Below are 16767 nucleotides of genomic sequence, written 5' to 3'. Positions count from 1 at the left end.
ACACCCAGGCGGCCGACCCCGGCGAAGAATGACCCATCAGCACGCACCGATTAGTCCGATACGTCGATAAACAGACGCTTTCGGGTCACGCGCCTCGCCGCAGCCCGCTCCTCGGGTCAGGCTCGCCCTCAGGTTCGGGGACCACCCGGACCGTTCGATGCAAGGAGCACGAGAATGCGACCTGAGTTCGGACCGTACTCTCTCCTCGGGCCGGTGGCCCGGCACAGATGCAAGAAGGCCGGCATGGTGGCCTCGCTCGCCGTGGTCCTGGCGGCGGGCGTGATCAGCCCGGCCGCCGCGGCGGCGCGCAGCGTCACCGACTACGCGCGGGCGGAGGCCACCCCCAGCGGCGGCGACAAGTGCAAGCCGGGCCATCACAAACCCCGGGCGGCCGAGCTGGCCACCAAGGACCACTGCAAGGGCCCGACAGGCCCGACGGGCCCCAAGGGTGCTACGGGCGCCACGGGCGCGACCGGCGCCACGGGGGCCACCGGCGCGACCGGCGCCACGGGGGCCACCGGAGCTACGGGGGCCACCGGAGCTACGGGGGCCACCGGAGCTACGGGGGCCACCGGCGCCACGGGGGCCACGGGATCCACGGGTTCCACGGGATCCACGGGCGCTGCCGGCCCCTGCATCGACCTCGACGCGGCACAGGACTCGAACAACTTCGAACTCCGGGCCGCGCTGTTCGACACGCGGGCGTTCGCGGGTATCCGCGACCTCCGGGGCACCAATGCCCATCCCTTCCTGTGGACCGATCTCAGCACGCACCCCTACTACCCCCTGGGTGGTGTGGATTCGCAGGGCGCCCCTGTCGGCTTCGCCTGCGCCATCGGCCTCAACGCCCACAGCCAGAACGCCGGGGACCCCATCAAGTTCGACATCATCACCACCTTGGGCCAGGTCTGGGAGACCACCTGCGTAGAGCAGAACACCCAGCCCAATGCCACCCTGAACTGCAATGACGCACAGGGCCTCCCCCAGCCCTGGGTGAGGGTCAACCTTCAGCCCGCGGCCCTCGCCACCAACAGCGGCACAGCCGTCACACCCAACTGACGGGCCGCCAACACGCCAACGGGGTGTGCGCAGGGCCGGTCGACCGGCCCTCCGCACACCCCTGACGGCTCATGACCGCAAGTCAGTGACGGTGCCCGCTCCCCGCCTGCTGCCGATCAGCTCGTTCATCAGGACACGGATCCGCTGCTCGATCTCGTCCCGGATCGGGCGGACGGCATCGACGCCCTGGCCGGCCGGATCGTCGAGTTGCCAGTCGAGGTATCGCTTTCCCGGGAAGACAGGGCAGGCGTCTCCGCACCCCATCGTGATGACGACATCGGACGCTTGCACGGCTTCCACCGTGAGGACCTTCGGTGTCTCGGCGGAGATGTCGATGCCGACTTCGTTCATCGCTTCCACCACCACCGGATTGACCGTGTCGGCAGGGGCAGAGCCGGCCGAGCGGACTTCCACCTTCTCCCCGGCGAGGTGAGTGAGGAAGGCGGCGGCCATCTGAGAGCGCCCGGCGTTGTGGACGCAGACGAACAGAACGGAGGGGCGCGGAGTGGAGTCGCTCATGGCGGAGGTTCCTTGGCAGACGGTTCAGCGAGGAGAAACAGCGAGTTCGGTGTCGCCCTGCGGCATGACGACCTCGGTTTCGGCAGGAGCGGCGGGCCCGAAAAGCAACGCCACCAGGCTCAAGCCGACGGCAGCACCCACCAGTTGAGCCGCGATGAACGGCGCGACGGAGGTCGGGGCGATCCCGGCGAAGGTGTCGGTGAACATCCGGCCGATGGTCACCGCAGGGTTCGCGAAGGAGGTGGAGGAGGTGAACCAGTAGGCGGCCCCGATGAAGGACGCCACAGCGGCCGGAGCGAATCGCTCGTGCCCCGTCCGGTTCAGGCCGAAGATCAGCAGAACCAGTCCGGCGGTCGCCACTGCTTCCCCGAGCCATAGGTGCCCTGTGAAGCGGTCATGAGCAGACCACTTCACCAGGGGTTCGGAGAACATGGCATCGGCCAGGACCGCGCCGGCGACGGCCCCCGCGATCTGCGCCGGAACGTACGCGGCCACCTCCCGCAGACTCAGCCCGTCCGCGTTCCTCCGACCGGTGAACCACACTGCGAGGGTGACGACCGGGTTGAAGTGCGCGCCGGAGACCGGCCCGAGGAGCAGGATCAGCACGGCCAGTCCGAAGACCGTGGAAGTGGAGTTGGCGAGCAGTTGGACCCCCACGTCCCGTGAGAGTTCGGTCGCCTGGATCCCCGAGCCGACGACCACCGCGACCAGCGCGGCCGAACCAACCGTCTCTGCAGCGACGCGGCGGCCCAGGGGCGCACTCACGCGAATACCTTTGCCGTCTGCGGCATGGCCAGGAATCCGGCCAAGCGGTCGAGGGCATCGGGCAGCACCCAGTAGTAGACCCAGGTACCGCGGCGCTCACAGTCGATGAGCCCCGCCTGCCTGAGAAGCTTCAGGTGGTGCGAGATCGTTGGTTGCGAGAGGTCGAAGGCAGGGGTCAGCTCACAGACACACACCTCGCCGCCCTCTCGCGAGGCGATCATCGACATCAGCCGCAGACGCACCGGGTCGCCCAGGGCTTTGAAGATCTTTGCCAGGTCGGCCGCCCGCTCTTCATCCAGGGGCGCAGTGGCCAGTCCCTCGCAGCAGGAACCATCCCCGTCCTGACCGAGGATCTTCAGCTCTTGATTCGACATGCTTCTATGTTGACGTTTTTCGAACCAAGACGCAAGGTTGAATCAACGAACGTCAATACAAGCCGTTCAGGGCACCGCCATGCCCAGTCACCCAGGAGTGATCCATGTCCGACCAGTCCACCGACCTACGGGAAACCGTCCGCCAGCGCTACGCGGCCGCGGCCGTGCAGGTCAGCGAAGGGGGCACCGCCTGTTGCGGGCCTCAGCCCATTGAGGTCGACGAGAACTTCGGCTCGACCCTGTACGCCGCCGACGAGCGCGAGACCCTGCCCGCCGAGGCCGTGGCCGCCTCCCTCGGTTGCGGCAACCCCAGCGCCGTCGCCGAGCTGCGCGAGGGCGAACGCGTCCTCGATCTCGGCTCCGGTGGCGGCATCGACGTGCTGCTCTCCGCCCGCCGGGTAGGCCCCACCGGCAAGGCGTACGGCCTCGACATGACCGACGAGATGCTGACCCTGGCCCTCGCCAACGCCGAGAAGGCCGGCGCGACGAACGTCGAGTTCCTCAGGGGCACCATCGAGGCGATCCCCCTGCCCGCGAACAGCATCGACGTCGTGATCTCCAACTGTGTGATCAACCTGTCCACCGACAAGCCCGCCGTTTTCGCCGAGACCTACCGTGCACTCAAGCCGGGCGGTCGGATCGGCGTGTCCGACGTGGTCGCCGACGACTCACTCACCCCGACCCAGCGCGGGGAGCGCGGCGACTACGTGGGATGCATCGCGGGCGCGCTCTCCTTCGAGGAGTACCGCGCAGGACTGGAAGCGGCCGGGTTCACGGACATCGAGATCGTTCCGACGCATCCGGTAGCCGACGGCATGCACTCCGCCACCATCCGCGCGTACAAGCCGGCGGTGACTCCGCAGCCCGACCCCCAGACGGACACATCGACGGACACATCGACGGACACATGCTGCGGACTGAACGCCTGCTGCACCGAGGTCGAGACGTCGGCAGACCCCACCGTCAGCGTCAGCGCGGCGAAGGCGGCATCCGGCTGCGGCTGCGGCTGCGGCTGCGGCTGCGGCTGCGGCTGTCAGAGCTGATCCGGACTTGACCGAGCCCCCTCCCGATCAAGGAGGGGGCCCAGAAGCTCGCAGAGGCCGTTCTCAGGCAGACGACGGGGTCAGACCACTCCGTGCGCCCAGCGCCGCAGCCACCTCATCCTCTGCACCGTCAGCCACAGCCAATCCGCCGCAGCGCCTCACCCACCTCAGTGCCGGTGTCCGCTGGTCGCAGCGTCCTTCTTGACCGTCAGCGGCAGCAGCTTCTTACCCGTGGGGCCAATCTGGATTGTCGTGTCCATGGCGGGACAGACCCCGCAGTCGAAGCAAGGCGTCCAGCGGCAGTCCTCGACCTCTGTTTCGTCGAGGGCGTCCTGCCAGTCCTCCCAGAGCCAGTCCTTGTCGAGGCCCGAGTCCAGGTGGTCCCAGGGCAGGACCTCCTCGTAGGTCTTCTCGCGCGTGGTGTACCAGTCGACGTCCACGCCGAAGGCGGGCAGCGTCTTGTCGGCGCACGCCATCCAGCGGTCGTAGGAGAAGTGCTCGCGCCAGCCGTCGAAGCGGCCACCGTCCTCGTAGACGGCCCGGATGACCGCGCCGATGCGGCGGTCGCCGCGCGAGAGCAGGCCTTCGACGATGCCCGGCTTGCCGTCGTGGTAGCGGAACCCGATGGAGCGGCCGTACTTCTTGTCGCCGCGGATCTTGTCGCGGAGCTTCTCCAGGCGCGCGTCCGTCTCCTCGGCGGAGAGCTGCGGGGCCCACTGGAACGGGGTGTGGGGCTTCGGGACGAAGCCGCCGATCGACACCGTGCAGCGGATGTCGTTCTGGCCGGAGACCTTGCGGCCCTCGGCGATCACGTTCATCGCCATGTCGGCAATCTGCAGCACGTCCTCGTCGGTCTCCGTCGGCAGACCGCACATGAAGTACAGCTTCACCTGCCGCCAGCCGTTGCCGTAGGCGGTGGAGACCGTCCGGATCAGGTCCTCTTCCGAGACCATCTTGTTGATGACCTTGCGCATGCGCTCCGAGCCGCCCTCGGGCGCGAAGGTCAGGCCGGAGCGGCGGCCGTTGCGGGTCAGCTCGTTCGCCAGGTCGACGTTGAAGGCGTCCACCCGGGTGGAGGGGAGGGACAGGCCGATCTTGTCCTCCTCGTACCGGTCCGCCAGGCCCTTGGCGATGTCGCCGATCTCGCTGTGGTCCGCGCTCGACAGGGAGAGGAGGCCGACCTCCTCGAAGCCCGTCGCCTTCAGGCCCTTCTCCACCATGTCGCCGATGCCGGTGATGGAGCGTTCGCGCACCGGGCGGGTGATCATGCCGGCCTGGCAGAAGCGGCAGCCGCGCGTGCAGCCGCGGAAGATCTCCACCGACATGCGCTCGTGGACCGTCTCGGCGAGCGGGACCAGCGGCTGCTTGGGGTACGGCCACTCGTCCAGGTCCATGACGGTGTGCTTCGACACGCGCCACGGCACGCCGGACTTGTTGGGTACGACCCGCGCGATCCGGCCGTCCGGCAGGTACTCGACGTCGTAGAACGCCGGGATGTACACCGAGCCCGTCTTCGCGAGGCGGAAGAGGACCTCCTCGCGGCCGCCCGGCCGGCCCTCCGCCTTCCACTCGCGGATGATCTTCGTCATGTCGAGGACGGCCTGCTCGCCGTCGCCGATGATCGCCGCGTCGATGAAGTCGGCGATCGGCTCGGGGTTGAACGCGGCGTGGCCGCCCGCGAGGACGATCGGGTCGTCGACCGTGCGGTCCTTGGACTCCAGCGGAATGCCGGCGAGGTCCAGGGCGGTCAGCATGTTCGTGTAGCCCAGCTCCGTCGAGAACGACAGGCCGAACACGTCGAACGCCTTCACCGGGCGGTGGCTGTCCACCGTGAACTGCGGGACGGCGTGCTCCCGCATCAGTGCCTCCAGGTCCGGCCACACGCTGTACGTGCGCTCGGCGAGGACGCCCTCCTGCTCGTTCAGGACCTCGTAGAGGATCATGACGCCCTGGTTGGGCAGACCGACCTCGTACGCGTCCGGGTACATGAGCGCCCAGTGGACGTCGCAGGACTCCCAGGGCTTGACGGTGGAGTTGAGCTCGCCGCCCACGTACTGGATCGGCTTCTGCACATGCGGGAGCAAGGCTTCGAGCTGCGGGAAGACCGACTCGACAGACATCGCGGGGTTACCTTCGTGAGCTGACAGGGACAGGGGTGACCATCAAGCCTAACCCGCCCGGAGGACTCCCCCGCCCGCGAGGATTCCGGCCCTGAACCTGCCCTAAACCCGCATCGAGCCGCTGGTCTTCTTCCACTTCTTGGGCAGTGCCTCCTCCACCCGCTCCGCGCGCCGCTCCTCACGGGCGTACAGCACGCCGTAGGTGAAGGCGCTCTCCCCCGCCGCGTGCGCCACCGCGGACAGCTCCCGCAGGGTTGTGCGGGCCATGACGCTGTCCTGGTGGTCGCCGAGCAGGCTCTGGAGCGACTTCATGGACTTGACGAGGGCCTTGGCCGGCTTGCCGAGGCCCGGGTGAGCCGTCTCGGCCGCGTACCGCGTCCGCTTGGCCTTCTTGCGGGCCTCGTGCAGTCCGAGGTCGCGGTCGGTGCCGGGCGGCTGCTCCATGCCCTCCTCGATCAGCGCGGAGACCTTCCCGAAGTCCTTGCGCACGGCCTTGGCGAGCACCTTGGCCGGCTTCTTGGCGGCTGCCTTGAGCGTCGGCGGGTCGGCGACCACGGCGTCCAGGCTGTCGAGGAGCGTCAGATAGCGCCGCGAGTCGAGTACACCGAGCAGACGGCGGCGGGAGCCGCGCTCGCCGGCCTTGGCCCAGGTGCGCAGCCGGTCGTGGATCGGGCCGGACACCAAAGTGGAGGGCAGTTCGTCGAGGGCCGCGCCCAGCCGCTCGGCCAGCACCTCGTGGTCGCGGCCCACGCCCAGCTCCCCGGCCAGCCATTTCAGCTCGGCCCCGATCGGGTCGGTGACGTCCCGGTCGAGAACCTTGCGGAAGGAGCGGAACGTGCTGCGCAGCCTGCGGGTGGCGACCCGCATGTCGTGGACCGACTCCTCGGCGTCCCGGCGCACGGCCGGGTCCAGCTCGACGATCGCGTCCCGCTGGGCACGGATGTACGCCAGCACGTGGTCTCCGGCGGTGACGGGCTCGGCGGGGCCCGTGTCCTTCGGCCGCGGATGCCCGCCCTTCGTCTCCGCCAGCGCCCGCTCCAGCTTCGACGCCGACTTCGACGGCCGGACGCCCGCCTTGCGCAACCGCTTCTCCACCTTGTCGAGGAGGACCGGGTCGCCGCCGTCGGCGAGCTCCACCTCGATCTCGGTCCACTGGGCGGTGCCCTGTCCGCCGAACAGCCGGTCCGCCCGTACGGCGTCCACACTGGCCTCGGCGAGCAGCCGGCCCTTGGCGTCGACGAGGTCGCGGACGTCCCGGCTGGAGCGCAGCCGCACCACGGGCACCAGCTGTCCCTCCCGCACACGGGAGCGGACCAGCTGGGCGAGCTCGTCGGGTACGGCGTCGGAGAGCGGGGCCCGGATCTCGTCCCGGATACCCGGGCCGACCGGCAGTTTCAGGTGCCAGCCGGCGTCGGAGCCTCCGGTACGACGGCGCAACGTGATGGATGCCGTGGCCAGCCGCAGGTCGGAGGTGTCGTAGTAGGTCGCGTCCAGCTCGGCGACGCCCTTGTCCAGGACGGACGTGATCCCGGCGGCGCCGGTCAGGTCGGGCAGTCCACTGTCGTCGGATTCGTACTTGCGCTCGATCTCGCGTTTCGTCTCCGCCATGATTCGAATCTAGTCGCAGTCGGGCGCGAACGGCAGTGCGCACCGGATCCGAATCACGGCTGAACTCAGGGAGACCAGAAGGTGTCCGACGCCGTGCGCCTCCTGGATCCCCTACGCCGACATGGGCCGCTGCACCCGGATGGACTGCAACAGCCCCACCGCCACCCACACCGAGAACATCGACGAGCCGCCATAGGAGACGAACGGCAGCGGCAGGCCCGTCACCGGCATGATCCCCAGGGTCATCCCTATGTTCTCGAACGACTGGAAGGCGAACCAGGCCACGATGCCGGCGGCGACGATCGTGCCGTACAGCTCGGTCGTCTCCCGGGCGATGCGGCAGGCGCGCCACAGGAGCACGCCCAGCAGGACGATGATCAGGCCCGCGCCCATGAAGCCCAGTTCCTCGCCCGCGACGGTGAAGACGAAGTCCGTCTGCTGCTCCGGGACGAACTGGCCCGTGGTCTGCGAGCCGTGGAACAGCCCCGCCCCGGTGAGACCGCCGGAACCGATGGCGATGCGTGCCTGGTTGGTGTTGTAGCCGACGCCCGCCGGGTCGAGACTGGGGTTGGCGAAGGCGGCGAAGCGGGCGATCTGGTACTCGTCGAGGATGTGCAGCTGCCAGACGGCGATCGCGCCGGCCGCGCCCGCACCGAGGAGCCCGAAGACCCAGCGGTTGGAGGCGCCGGAGGCCAGCAGCAGGCCCAGCACGATCATCACCATCACCATGACCGACCCGAGGTCGGGCATCAGCATGACGATCAGCATGGGGACGGCCGCGAGACCCAGCGCCTGGACCACCGTGCGATGGTCGGGGTAGGGCTTGTCGCCCGCGTCGACCCGGGCCGCGAGCAGCATCGCCATGCCCAGGATGATCGTGATCTTCACGAACTCCGAGGGCTGGAGCGAGAAGCCGCCGCCGAGCACGATCCAGGAGTGCGCGCCGTTGACGGTCGAACCCAGCGGGGTCAGCACCGCCAGGATCCCCATCAGGGAGAGGCCGTACAGGATCGGCACCACGTTGCGCAGGGTGCGGTGGCCGAGCCAGACCGTGCCGATCATCAGGGCGAGCCCGATGCCGGTGTTCATCAGGTGGCGGATGAGGAAGTAGTACGGGTCGCCCTGGTTGATCTCGGTGCGGTTGCGGGTCGCCGAGTAGACCAGGAGCGAGCCGATCAGGGACAGGGCGATCGCCGACAGCAGTATCGGCCAGTCCAGCCGCCGGGCCAGCGAGTCGCGGGCGAAGACCCGCGTCCAGCCGGCCCGCTCGGGCCCGTATCCGGAGACGGAGAAGCTGTTCGCGCCGGTCATGTGCACATCCTCCGGCTTCCCCTCTTCCGCCGTCGCCTGCGGGTGTCGCGGTTGGTGTTCGTGTTCTGCTGCACGGTGGCCCCGGGCTGCGTCCCGTCCGGCTCCGGCGCGGTCTGCTGGCTGGCGCGCTGCTCCTTCGCCGGGTCCTTGGAGACCTTCGGGGACTTGATCGTGCCGTCCGCCTGCACCTTCGGCAGGGCGGTCTGCGGGGTGGGCAGCAGGGCGTTCTTCTTGTCGATCTTGCCGTCGTCGGAGACGCCGTACATCGCGTTGTAGATGTGCCGCACGGCCTCACCGGAGGCACCCGAACCGGTACCGGCCTGAGCGATCGTCATGACGACCGTGTAGTCCTTGCTGTAGGTGGCGAGCCAGGACGTCGTCTGCTTGCCGTAGACCTCCGCGGTACCGGTCTTGGCGTGCAGTGGGATCTCCTCCTGCGGCCAGCCGCCGAACTTCCAGGCGGCGGTACCGCGGGTGACGACGCCCTCGAGGGCGTCGTCCATGCCCTTGATCGTCGCCTGGTCGACGGGCAGCCTGCCCTTGGCCTTGGGCTTGATCTCCTGGACGGACTTGCCGTCGGCGCTGACGATCGCCTTGCCGATGGTCGGGGTGTACATCGTGCCGCCGTTGGCGAGCGCCCCGTAGATCACGGCCTCCTGGATCGGCGTGACGAGGGTGTCGCCCTGGCCGATGGAGTAGTTGATCGAGTCGCCCTCGCGCATCTTGTTGCCCTCGAGGCAGTTCTCGTAGGCGATCTTCTCGACGTAACTTCCGTCCTTCTTGCCGGACTTGCACCAGGAGTCCTTGTTGGCCTTCCAGTAGGACTCCTTCCACTGGCGGTCCGGGACGCGGCCGGTGACCTCGTTGGGGAGGTCCAGGCCGGTCTCCTTGCCGAGGCCGAACTGGTGGGCGGCCTTGTAGAAGTAGTCCTTGGGCTCACCCTTCTTGGGGTTGATGCCGCCGTCCTTCTTCCACTCGCGGTCGGCGAGACCGTAGAAGACGGTGTCGCAGGAGACCTCCAGGGCCCGGCCGAGCGAGATGGGGCCGAAGCTCTCCCCCTCGAAGTTCTTGAAGACCTGGCCGCCCACCGAGTACGAACTGGTGCACGGGTAGCCGCCGTCCCACTCGTAGCCCGCCTCGACCGCGGCGGCCGTGGAGACCACCTTGAAAGTCGAACCGGGCGCGGACTGACCCTGTATGGCCCGGTTCAGCAGCGGGTAGTCGGAGTTTTTCCCGGTGAGCTTCTTGTAGTCCTTGGCGGAGATCCCGCCGACCCAGACGTTGGGGTCGTAGGTCGGGGCGGACGCCATGGCGACGACCCGGCCGGTCTTGGCCTCCATCACCACGACCGCTCCGGAGTCGGCCTTGTAATTCTCGCCGGTGATCTTGTCGAACTGGGTGCGGGCGATCTTCATCGCATTGTTCAGCTCGTACTCGGCGACCCGCTGAACCCGGGCGTCTATGCTCGTGACGAGGTTGGAGCCGGGCTGAGCCGCGTCCGCGTGTGCCTGGCCGATGACACGGCCGAGGTTGTCCACCTCGTAGCGGGTGACGCCCGCCTTGCCGCGCAGTTCCTTGTCGTACTGGCGCTCCAGGCCGGAGCGGCCGACCTGGTCGGAGCGCAGGAACGGCGAGTCGGTGTCCTGGGCCTTGGTGATCTCCTCGTCCGTGACCGGGGAGAGATAGCCGAGGACCTGGGCGGTGTTGGCGTTGCCGGGAGCGGCGTAACGGCGCACGGCCTCGGGCTCGGCGGTGATGCCGGGGAAGTCCTCGGCGCGCTCACGGATCTGCAGGGCCTGCTTGGCGGTGGCCTCGTCGGTGATGGGGATCGGCTGGTAGGGCGAGCCGTTCCAACAGGGCTGTGGGGTCTTGGCGTCGCACAGCCGCACCTTCAGCATTATCTCTGCGGGCTTCATGCCGAGGACACCGGCGAGCTTGGTGAGGACCGCCTTGCCGTCGTCCCGCTGCTTCAGCAGGTCCGTGCGCGAGGCGGAGACCACCAGCCGCGTCTCGTTGTCGGCGAGCGGCACACCCCGCGCGTCCAGGATCGAGCCGCGCACTGCGGGCTCGACGACCTGCTGGACGTGGTTGCCGGAGGCCTCCTTGGCGTATGCCGCGCCCTCCCGGATCTGCAGGTACCACAGGCGACCGCCGAGGGTGCCGAGCAGGGAGAGGACGAGGATCTGGATCACGACGAGCCGGATCTGGACCCGTGGTGTCCGACCGGTCTCGGGAATGTTGGTCACTGCGGCTGCCTCCCCCTCTCAGTGCGCGGACGCGTGTGCGGACATGTGTGCGGACATGTGTGCACGGACGTGCGTACGGCCACACGCACGACTGTGCGTACGACTGTGTGTGTGGCTGTGCGTACGGCTGTGTGTGCGTACGCATGATGAACGACCGGCCTGTGAGGCCGCGTTCCCCCCGAACTTCCCCGTTCGAGTGAACCTTCCAGCGAACTCACCCGCGCTCACAGCCGCTTGACCCCCTTGATGCGCCCCGCCCGGGTGGCCCGAGACTTGGCCGCCTTCAGCTTCAGGCCGCCGCGCTGGCCTCCGATCCTGAGACCCGTCCCGGAGGAGAGCCAGCCGGAGGAGATGTCGGGGTTCTTGGCGGAGTTGGTCTCCGCGAGCGGATCGTTGTCGGCGCGCCGCGCCAGGAACATGATCGCGGGGACCACGAACGGGGCGAGCAGCAGGTCGTACAGGGCGGCCGTGAACAGCAGCCCGGTGAGGCCGACATGACGGGCGGTGGTGTCACCGACGAGGGCGCCGACCCCCGCGTACAGCAGGGTGGAGCCGATCGCGGCGCCGACGACCACGACCATGGGGCCGGTGGCCGACTTGATCTGGCCGGTCTCGGGCTTGATGAGCCCGGCGAGGTAGCCGATCACGCACAGCACCAGGGCGTAGCGCCCGGCGGCGTGGTCGGCGGGCGGCGCGAGGTCGGCCAGCAGACCGGCGCCGAAGCCGATGAGGGCGCCCCCGACATGGCCGTAGACCATGGCGAGGCCCAGGACGGTGAGCAGGAGGAGGTCGGGGACGGCGCCGGGGAGGTGGAGGCGGGCGAGCACGCTCACCTGGATCACCAGGGCGACGACGACCAGCGGGACGGAGAGCAGGATCCGGTTGACGCGCATGGGGGTTGTCAGCTCCTACTGCTGCTGGCCGTCTTCGGGTGCGTTCGCGCTCGGAGTGACCGTGACGGTCACCGTCGGCGTGGGAACCGGTTTGGGCTTCGAGGGGAGCACGGTGTCGCGCGGGTCCTTCTTCGGGGCCTGGACGACGACGCCGACGATGTCGAGCTTGGTGAAGCTGACGTACGGCGTGACGTAGAGGGTGCGGGTGAGGTCACCGCCGGAGGGGTCGACACGGGAGACGACGCCGACGGGGACGCCGGGCACGAAGGGCTTGTCGGCCTGCGAGCCGAAGGTGACCAGCCGGTCGCCCTTCTTCACATCGGCCTTGCCGTTGAGGAGTTCCACGCGCAGCGGCCGGTCGCCCTGCCCGGACGCGAAGCCGAGCTCGTCGGACGCCTCCATACGGGTGCCGACGGTGAAGTCGGGATCGGAGGCGAGGAGCACGGTCGCGGTGTCGGGCCCGACGGTGGTGACCCGTCCGACCAGCCCGTCCCCGTTGAGGACCGTCATGTCGCGCTTGACGCCGTCGTTCGCGCCGACGTCGATGGTGATGGTCCAGGAGAAGCCCTGGGCCGCTCCTATCGCGATGACCTCGGCGCCCTTGATGCCGTACTGGCCCGCGCCGGCGATCTTCAGCATCTTGTCGAGCTGCGCGAGGCGGCTGCGGTTGCGGTCGTCACTGCCGAGTTTAGCCTTGAGGGCCGCGTTCTCCTTCTCCAGCTCGGAGAGCCGGTCATGGCGTTCGCCGGAGTCACGGACGGCGGAGACGGCGTTGCCGACGGGATCCACCGCCGACGACACACCGTCCTCGATCGGACCGAAGACCGCGGCCGCGGCCTGCCGGGCACCATCGACCGGGGAGTCCTCCCCGCCGCGGATGTCCACCGTGATCAGCGCGAACGCGATGGCGATCAGCAGCACCAGGAGCAGCCGACTCTCTCGTGTGTCCCTCACGTGCGGCGGCCGTGCCCTTCCTCGAGAGAAAAACCAGGAATTCGGGTAGCCCCGGGCCAAGATGACCAAGGGCGCTTTGTGGGAGCTTATGCCTCGATATCAACGATCCGCCGCACGAGAGGAGATCATCCCGTACGGCGGAATCGAAGCGTTACGTCATCTGCGGGGCGCGGCGTCCAGGACCTGCTGCAGCGCCTCGAACTCCTCGACGCACTTTCCGGAGCCGAGCGCCACGCTGTCCAGCGGGTCCTCGGCGATGTGGATGGGCATGCCGGTCTCCCGGCGCAGCCGCTCGTCCAGACCGCGCAGCAGGGCTCCGCCGCCGGTCAGAACGATTCCGCGGTCCATGATGTCGCCGGACAGCTCCGGCGGACACTTGTCGAGGGTGGTCTTCACGGCGTCCACGATCGCGTTGACCGGCTCCTCGATCGCCTTGCGCACCTCGGCGGCCGAGATGACGACGGTCTTGGGCAGGCCGGAGACGAGGTCCCGGCCGCGGATTTCGGTGTGCTGGTCGTCGTCGAGGTCGTACGCCGAACCGATCGTGATCTTGATCTGTTCGGCGGTCCGCTCACCGAGGAGGAGGCTGTACTCCTTCTTGATGTGCTGGATGATCGCGTTGTCCAGTTCGTCGCCCGCGACACGGATGGACTGGGCGGTGACGATGCCGCCGAGCGAGATGACCGCGACCTCCGTGGTGCCGCCGCCGATGTCCACCACCATGTTGCCCGTGGCCTCGTGGACCGGCAGCCCGGAGCCGATGGCCGCGGCCATGGGCTCCTCGATGATGTGCACCTGACGGGCGCCGGCCTGGGTCGACGCCTCGATGACGGCGCGGCGCTCGACGCCCGTGATGCCCGAGGGCACGCAGACGACGACCCGCGGCCGAGCCAGATACCGCCGCTTGTGGATCTTCAGGATGAAGTAGCGGAGCATCCGCTCGGTGATCTCGAAGTCGGCGATCACGCCGTCCTTCAGCGGACGCACGGCAACGATGTTGCCGGGGGTGCGCCCGATCATCTTCTTCGCTTCGGCGCCGACCGCGAGGATGCCACCGGTGTTGGTGTTGATCGCGACGACGGACGGCTCGTTGAGTACGATCCCGCGACCCCTGACGTACACCAGCGTGTTGGCGGTCCCGAGGTCGACAGCCATGTCACGGCCGATGAACGACATTGAGTTCCCCATCAGGATTCGACTGGCCTTCCATGAGCTTTGAGGGCTTTTCAGGTCGGCGTGGTGGGTGCTGTGACGTGAAGGCTTCCATCGTAAACGCGCCTGCACGAACACTGCGGAGCGGTCTCCGCCATTGTTTGCAGATGCTGTGTGGGTTCGCTTCTGGAGACGGGCGTTCGGGGGCTCGCGTTCCCTCGATCGCCCGTTTCAGCCGCTTCGCCGCTTCCGCCAGTTGGGCCAGTTGGGCCAGTTGGGCCACTCGGCTGCGGTCGGTGTCAGACGCGACCGGGGAAGAAGATCTTCACCTCACGCTCGGCGGACTCCTCGGAGTCGGAGGCGTGGATCAGGTTCTCGCGGACGATCACGCCGTAGTCGCCGCGGATGGAGCCGGGGGCGGCGGCGATCGGGTCGGTCGGACCGGCGAGCGCGCGCACGCCCTCGATGACCCGCTCGCCCTCGACGATCAGCGCGACGACCGGGCCGGAGGCCATGAACTCCACCAGCGGCTCGTAGAACGGCTTGCCCTTGTGCTCGCCGTAGTGCTGCTCCAGCGTGTCCTGGTCCAGGGTGCGCAGCTCCAGCGCGGTGATCTGCCAGCCGGCCTTGCGCTCGATACGGCTGATGATCTCGCCGGTCAGGCCACGACGGACCGCGTCGGGCTTGAGCAGGACGAGGGTGCGCTGGCTCACGAGGTGACTCCTTCTACTGCCGGATTCCACAGCCGGTTCGTACGGCCGGTGTGTGCGGTGGGATGAGGTTACAGGGCGTGTCCCGGTGCCTGTTACGCAGCGTCAGCAGTATCCGGAGAGGTTGCTGCGGCTTGCGCGGCGAAGCGGGCCTTGGCCTCGTCGATCTTTCTGCCGAAGTGCACGGACGCCCACCACAGGGCCCCGAACAGGACCCCCATGAAGAACATGATGGGGACGAAGAAGCCGGAGGCGACGAGGGCGATCTGCAGCGCCCAGCCGAGGGCGACGCCCCCGGGCCGGGTGACCACACCGCACAGCAGCACGCTGAGGAGCATGGCGATGCCACAGACCGTCCACACCGTGGACGTGGACAGGTCGGCGTCCTTCATGGCGACCAGACCGGCGAAGCCGATGATGAAGAACTCGCCGATCAGGGTCGAGGAGCAGAGCGTTCGCATGGCGGGGACCTCAGCCCTTCCCGAGAAGCAGTCGGGCCTCGCCGACGGTGATGACGGACCCGGTGACCAGCACGCCGCCGCCGGCGAACTCGCCCTCCTCCTCGGCGAGCGTGATCGCCGCCTCCAGCGCGTCGGGCAGCCGCGGTTCGACCTGCACGCGGTCGTCGCCGAACACCTCGACGGCGATCGCCGCCAGCTCGTCGGCGTCCATCGCGCGGTGGCTGGTGTTCTGGGTGACGACGATCTCCGCGAAGATCGGCTCGAAGGCCTCCAGCAGACCCCGTACGTTCTTGTCGCCGCTGGCCCCGACCACGCCGATCAGCCTGCTGAAGTCGAAGGCCTCGCCGACCGCCTCGGCGGTGGCACGGGCGCCGGCCGGGTTGTGCGCGGCGTCCAGGACGATCGTCGGGGAGCGCCGTACGACTTCGAGGCGGCCCGGCGAGGAGACGGCGGCGAAGGCCTTGCGGACCGTGTCGATGTCGAGCGGCTCGGGCCGCTGGGAGCCGACGCCGAAGAACGCCTCGACGGCGGCGAGCGCGACAGCCGCGTTGTGCGCCTGGTAGGGGCCGTGCAGCGGCAGATACACCTCGGGGTACTCGCCGCCCAGCCCGCGCAGGGTGACCAGCTGCCCGCCGACGGCGACCTGCCGGGCGACGACCCCGAACTCCAGCCCTTCCCGGGCCACGGTCGCATCGACCTCGACGGCCTTCTTCAGCAGCACCTGGGCCGCGTCGACGGGCTGCTGGGCCAGGATGACCGTCGCGTCCTGCTTGATGATCCCGCCCTTCTCGACGGCGATCGCGGCGGGCGTCTCCCCGAGCCGGTCGGTGTGGTCCAGGTCGATGGGCGTGACGACGGCGACGTCACCGTCGATGACGTTCGTGGCGTCCCACGAGCCGCCCATCCCCACTTCGACGACGGCGACGTCGACGGGCGCGTCCGCGAACGCGGCGTACGCCATGCCGGTGAGCACCTCGAAGAAGGACAGCCGGTACTCCTGCTGTCCGTCGACCATGTCGATGTACGGCTTGATGTCCTGGTACGTCTCGATGAACCGCTCGGCGGAGATCGGGGCGCCGTCGAGGCTGATCCGCTCGGTGATCGACTGGACGTGCGGGCTCGTGTACCGGCCGGTGCGCAGCTCGAAGGCGCCGAGCAGGGCCTCGATCATGCGGGCCGTGGACGTCTTGCCGTTCGTCCCCGTGATGTGGATCGAGGGGTACGAGCGCTGCGGGTCCCCCAGCACGTCCATCAGCGCGGCGATGCGGCCGACGGACGGCTCCAGCTTGGTCTCGCCCCAGCGGGTGGCCAGCTCCGCCTCGACCTCGCGCAGGGCCTTGTCGACCTCGGGGTCCTCGGGACGCCCCGGCACGTCGGCCTGCGGCGCGCCGCCCTGGGTACGGAGGGTGCGGCTGCCTGCCTCGATGACCGCGAGGTCCGGGTCGCGGTCGGTCTCGGCGGCGACGATCTCGTCGAAGGGGTCGCTTTCAGTCACAGGGCCAGTCTACGGACGGCCACTGACAGACGCGGGCGAAGGCCCCCGGAACCGTGC

General features: G+C 68.8%; 15 protein-coding genes. 2 read left to right on the top strand and 13 right to left on the bottom strand.

Features of this window, described 5'->3' with window-relative positions; translation table 11 throughout:
• Positions 1–174 precede the first annotated feature (174 nt).
• Positions 175–1059 carry a hypothetical protein gene (locus B5557_RS44535; RefSeq protein ID WP_180291661.1) on the top strand — a complete coding sequence of 295 codons (885 nt, stop codon included), beginning with the start codon at positions 175–177 and terminating at the stop codon, positions 1057–1059.
• Between the two features lie 69 nt (positions 1060–1128).
• Here the strand turns inward: B5557_RS44535 and B5557_RS29375 are convergent, their stop codons facing one another.
• From B5557_RS29375 to B5557_RS29365, 3 genes are read right to left on the bottom strand one after another with little or no spacing between them, the layout of a single operon-like run.
• Positions 1129–1578 (bottom strand): arsenate reductase ArsC, encoded by a 450-nt coding sequence (locus B5557_RS29375; RefSeq protein ID WP_079662281.1) that lies wholly within the window; start codon positions 1576–1578, stop codon positions 1129–1131.
• A gap of 24 nt (positions 1579–1602) precedes the next feature.
• On the bottom strand, positions 1603–2349 hold the full coding sequence (locus B5557_RS29370) for an aquaporin (protein WP_173877867.1): 747 nt from the start codon (positions 2347–2349) through the stop codon (positions 1603–1605).
• Positions 2340–2717: an ArsR/SmtB family transcription factor gene (locus B5557_RS29365; protein WP_079662279.1), complete on the bottom strand. Its 378-nt coding sequence runs from the start codon at positions 2715–2717 to the stop codon at positions 2340–2342. Before B5557_RS29365 ends, B5557_RS29370 begins: the two co-directional genes overlap by 10 nt.
• A gap of 104 nt (positions 2718–2821) precedes the next feature.
• On the opposite strand from B5557_RS29365, the gene arsM reads away from it, so the two are divergent.
• A complete protein-coding gene (gene arsM, locus B5557_RS29360; RefSeq protein WP_079662278.1) occupies positions 2822–3760 on the top strand; it encodes an arsenite methyltransferase in 939 nt (312 codons plus the stop codon).
• A 167-nt stretch (positions 3761–3927) separates the two neighbouring features.
• Here arsM and B5557_RS29355 read toward each other — a convergent pair whose 3' ends face one another.
• The 10 genes from B5557_RS29355 to folC all read right to left on the bottom strand — a co-directional run bounded on the left by B5557_RS29355 (position 3928) and on the right by folC (position 16710).
• On the bottom strand, positions 3928–5880 hold the full coding sequence (locus B5557_RS29355; protein ID WP_079662277.1) for a TIGR03960 family B12-binding radical SAM protein: 1953 nt from the start codon (positions 5878–5880) through the stop codon (positions 3928–3930).
• A gap of 102 nt (positions 5881–5982) precedes the next feature.
• On the bottom strand, positions 5983–7488 hold the full coding sequence (locus B5557_RS29350; protein ID WP_079662276.1) for a CYTH and CHAD domain-containing protein: 1506 nt from the start codon (positions 7486–7488) through the stop codon (positions 5983–5985).
• Positions 7489–7599: 111 nt separating this feature from the next.
• Positions 7600–8799 (bottom strand): rod shape-determining protein RodA, encoded by a 1200-nt coding sequence (gene rodA / locus B5557_RS29345; RefSeq protein ID WP_079662275.1) that lies wholly within the window; start codon positions 8797–8799, stop codon positions 7600–7602.
• Entirely contained in the window at positions 8796–11045 is a 2250-nt protein-coding gene (gene mrdA, locus B5557_RS29340) for a penicillin-binding protein 2 (protein WP_079662274.1), read from the bottom strand. The genes rodA and mrdA overlap by 4 nt, the downstream gene beginning before the upstream one ends.
• A gap of 224 nt (positions 11046–11269) precedes the next feature.
• Positions 11270–11938, bottom strand: a complete 669-nt coding sequence (mreD, locus tag B5557_RS29335) for a rod shape-determining protein MreD (RefSeq protein WP_079662273.1) — start codon at positions 11936–11938, stop codon at positions 11270–11272.
• A 15-nt stretch (positions 11939–11953) separates the two neighbouring features.
• Positions 11954–12892, bottom strand: coding sequence for a rod shape-determining protein MreC (mreC, locus tag B5557_RS29330; RefSeq protein WP_079662272.1), 939 nt, complete (start codon positions 12890–12892; stop codon positions 11954–11956).
• Between the two features lie 156 nt (positions 12893–13048).
• A complete protein-coding gene (locus B5557_RS29325) occupies positions 13049–14068 on the bottom strand; it encodes a rod shape-determining protein (protein ID WP_020127820.1) in 1020 nt (339 codons plus the stop codon).
• A gap of 275 nt (positions 14069–14343) precedes the next feature.
• Positions 14344–14757, bottom strand: coding sequence for a nucleoside-diphosphate kinase (ndk, locus tag B5557_RS29320; protein WP_079662271.1), 414 nt, complete (start codon positions 14755–14757; stop codon positions 14344–14346).
• 92 nt (positions 14758–14849) lie between these two features.
• Entirely contained in the window at positions 14850–15215 is a 366-nt protein-coding gene (locus B5557_RS29315; RefSeq protein WP_079662270.1) for a DUF4233 domain-containing protein, read from the bottom strand.
• Between the two features lie 10 nt (positions 15216–15225).
• Positions 15226–16710 (bottom strand): bifunctional tetrahydrofolate synthase/dihydrofolate synthase, encoded by a 1485-nt coding sequence (gene folC / locus B5557_RS29310; protein ID WP_079662269.1) that lies wholly within the window; start codon positions 16708–16710, stop codon positions 15226–15228.
• Positions 16711–16767 lie beyond the last annotated feature (57 nt).

Source organism: Streptomyces sp. 3214.6, assembly GCF_900129855.1.
GTDB classification, from domain to species: domain Bacteria; phylum Actinomycetota; class Actinomycetes; order Streptomycetales; family Streptomycetaceae; genus Streptomyces; species Streptomyces soliscabiei.
The sequence above is the reverse complement of the archived record's forward strand: the minus strand, read 5'-3'. Positions and strand labels throughout refer to the sequence as shown.

Coding starts and splice junctions, on each gene's coding strand:
- B5557_RS44535 (WP_180291661.1), top strand. CDS start 175: ATGCGACCTGAGTTCGGACCGTACTCTCTCCTCGGGCCGGTGGCCCGG.
- B5557_RS29375 (WP_079662281.1), bottom strand. CDS start 1,578: ATGAGCGACTCCACTCCGCGCCCCTCCGTTCTGTTCGTCTGCGTCCAC.
- B5557_RS29365 (WP_079662279.1), bottom strand. CDS start 2,717: ATGTCGAATCAAGAGCTGAAGATCCTCGGTCAGGACGGGGATGGTTCC.
- arsM (WP_079662278.1), top strand. CDS start 2,822: ATGTCCGACCAGTCCACCGACCTACGGGAAACCGTCCGCCAGCGCTAC.
- B5557_RS29355 (WP_079662277.1), bottom strand. CDS start 5,880: ATGTCTGTCGAGTCGGTCTTCCCGCAGCTCGAAGCCTTGCTCCCGCAT.
- B5557_RS29350 (WP_079662276.1), bottom strand. CDS start 7,488: ATGGCGGAGACGAAACGCGAGATCGAGCGCAAGTACGAATCCGACGAC.
- rodA (WP_079662275.1), bottom strand. CDS start 8,799: ATGACCGGCGCGAACAGCTTCTCCGTCTCCGGATACGGGCCCGAGCGG.
- mreD (WP_079662273.1), bottom strand. CDS start 11,938: ATGCGCGTCAACCGGATCCTGCTCTCCGTCCCGCTGGTCGTCGTCGCC.
- B5557_RS29325 (WP_020127820.1), bottom strand. CDS start 14,068: ATGTCGTTCATCGGCCGTGACATGGCTGTCGACCTCGGGACCGCCAAC.
- B5557_RS29315 (WP_079662270.1), bottom strand. CDS start 15,215: ATGCGAACGCTCTGCTCCTCGACCCTGATCGGCGAGTTCTTCATCATC.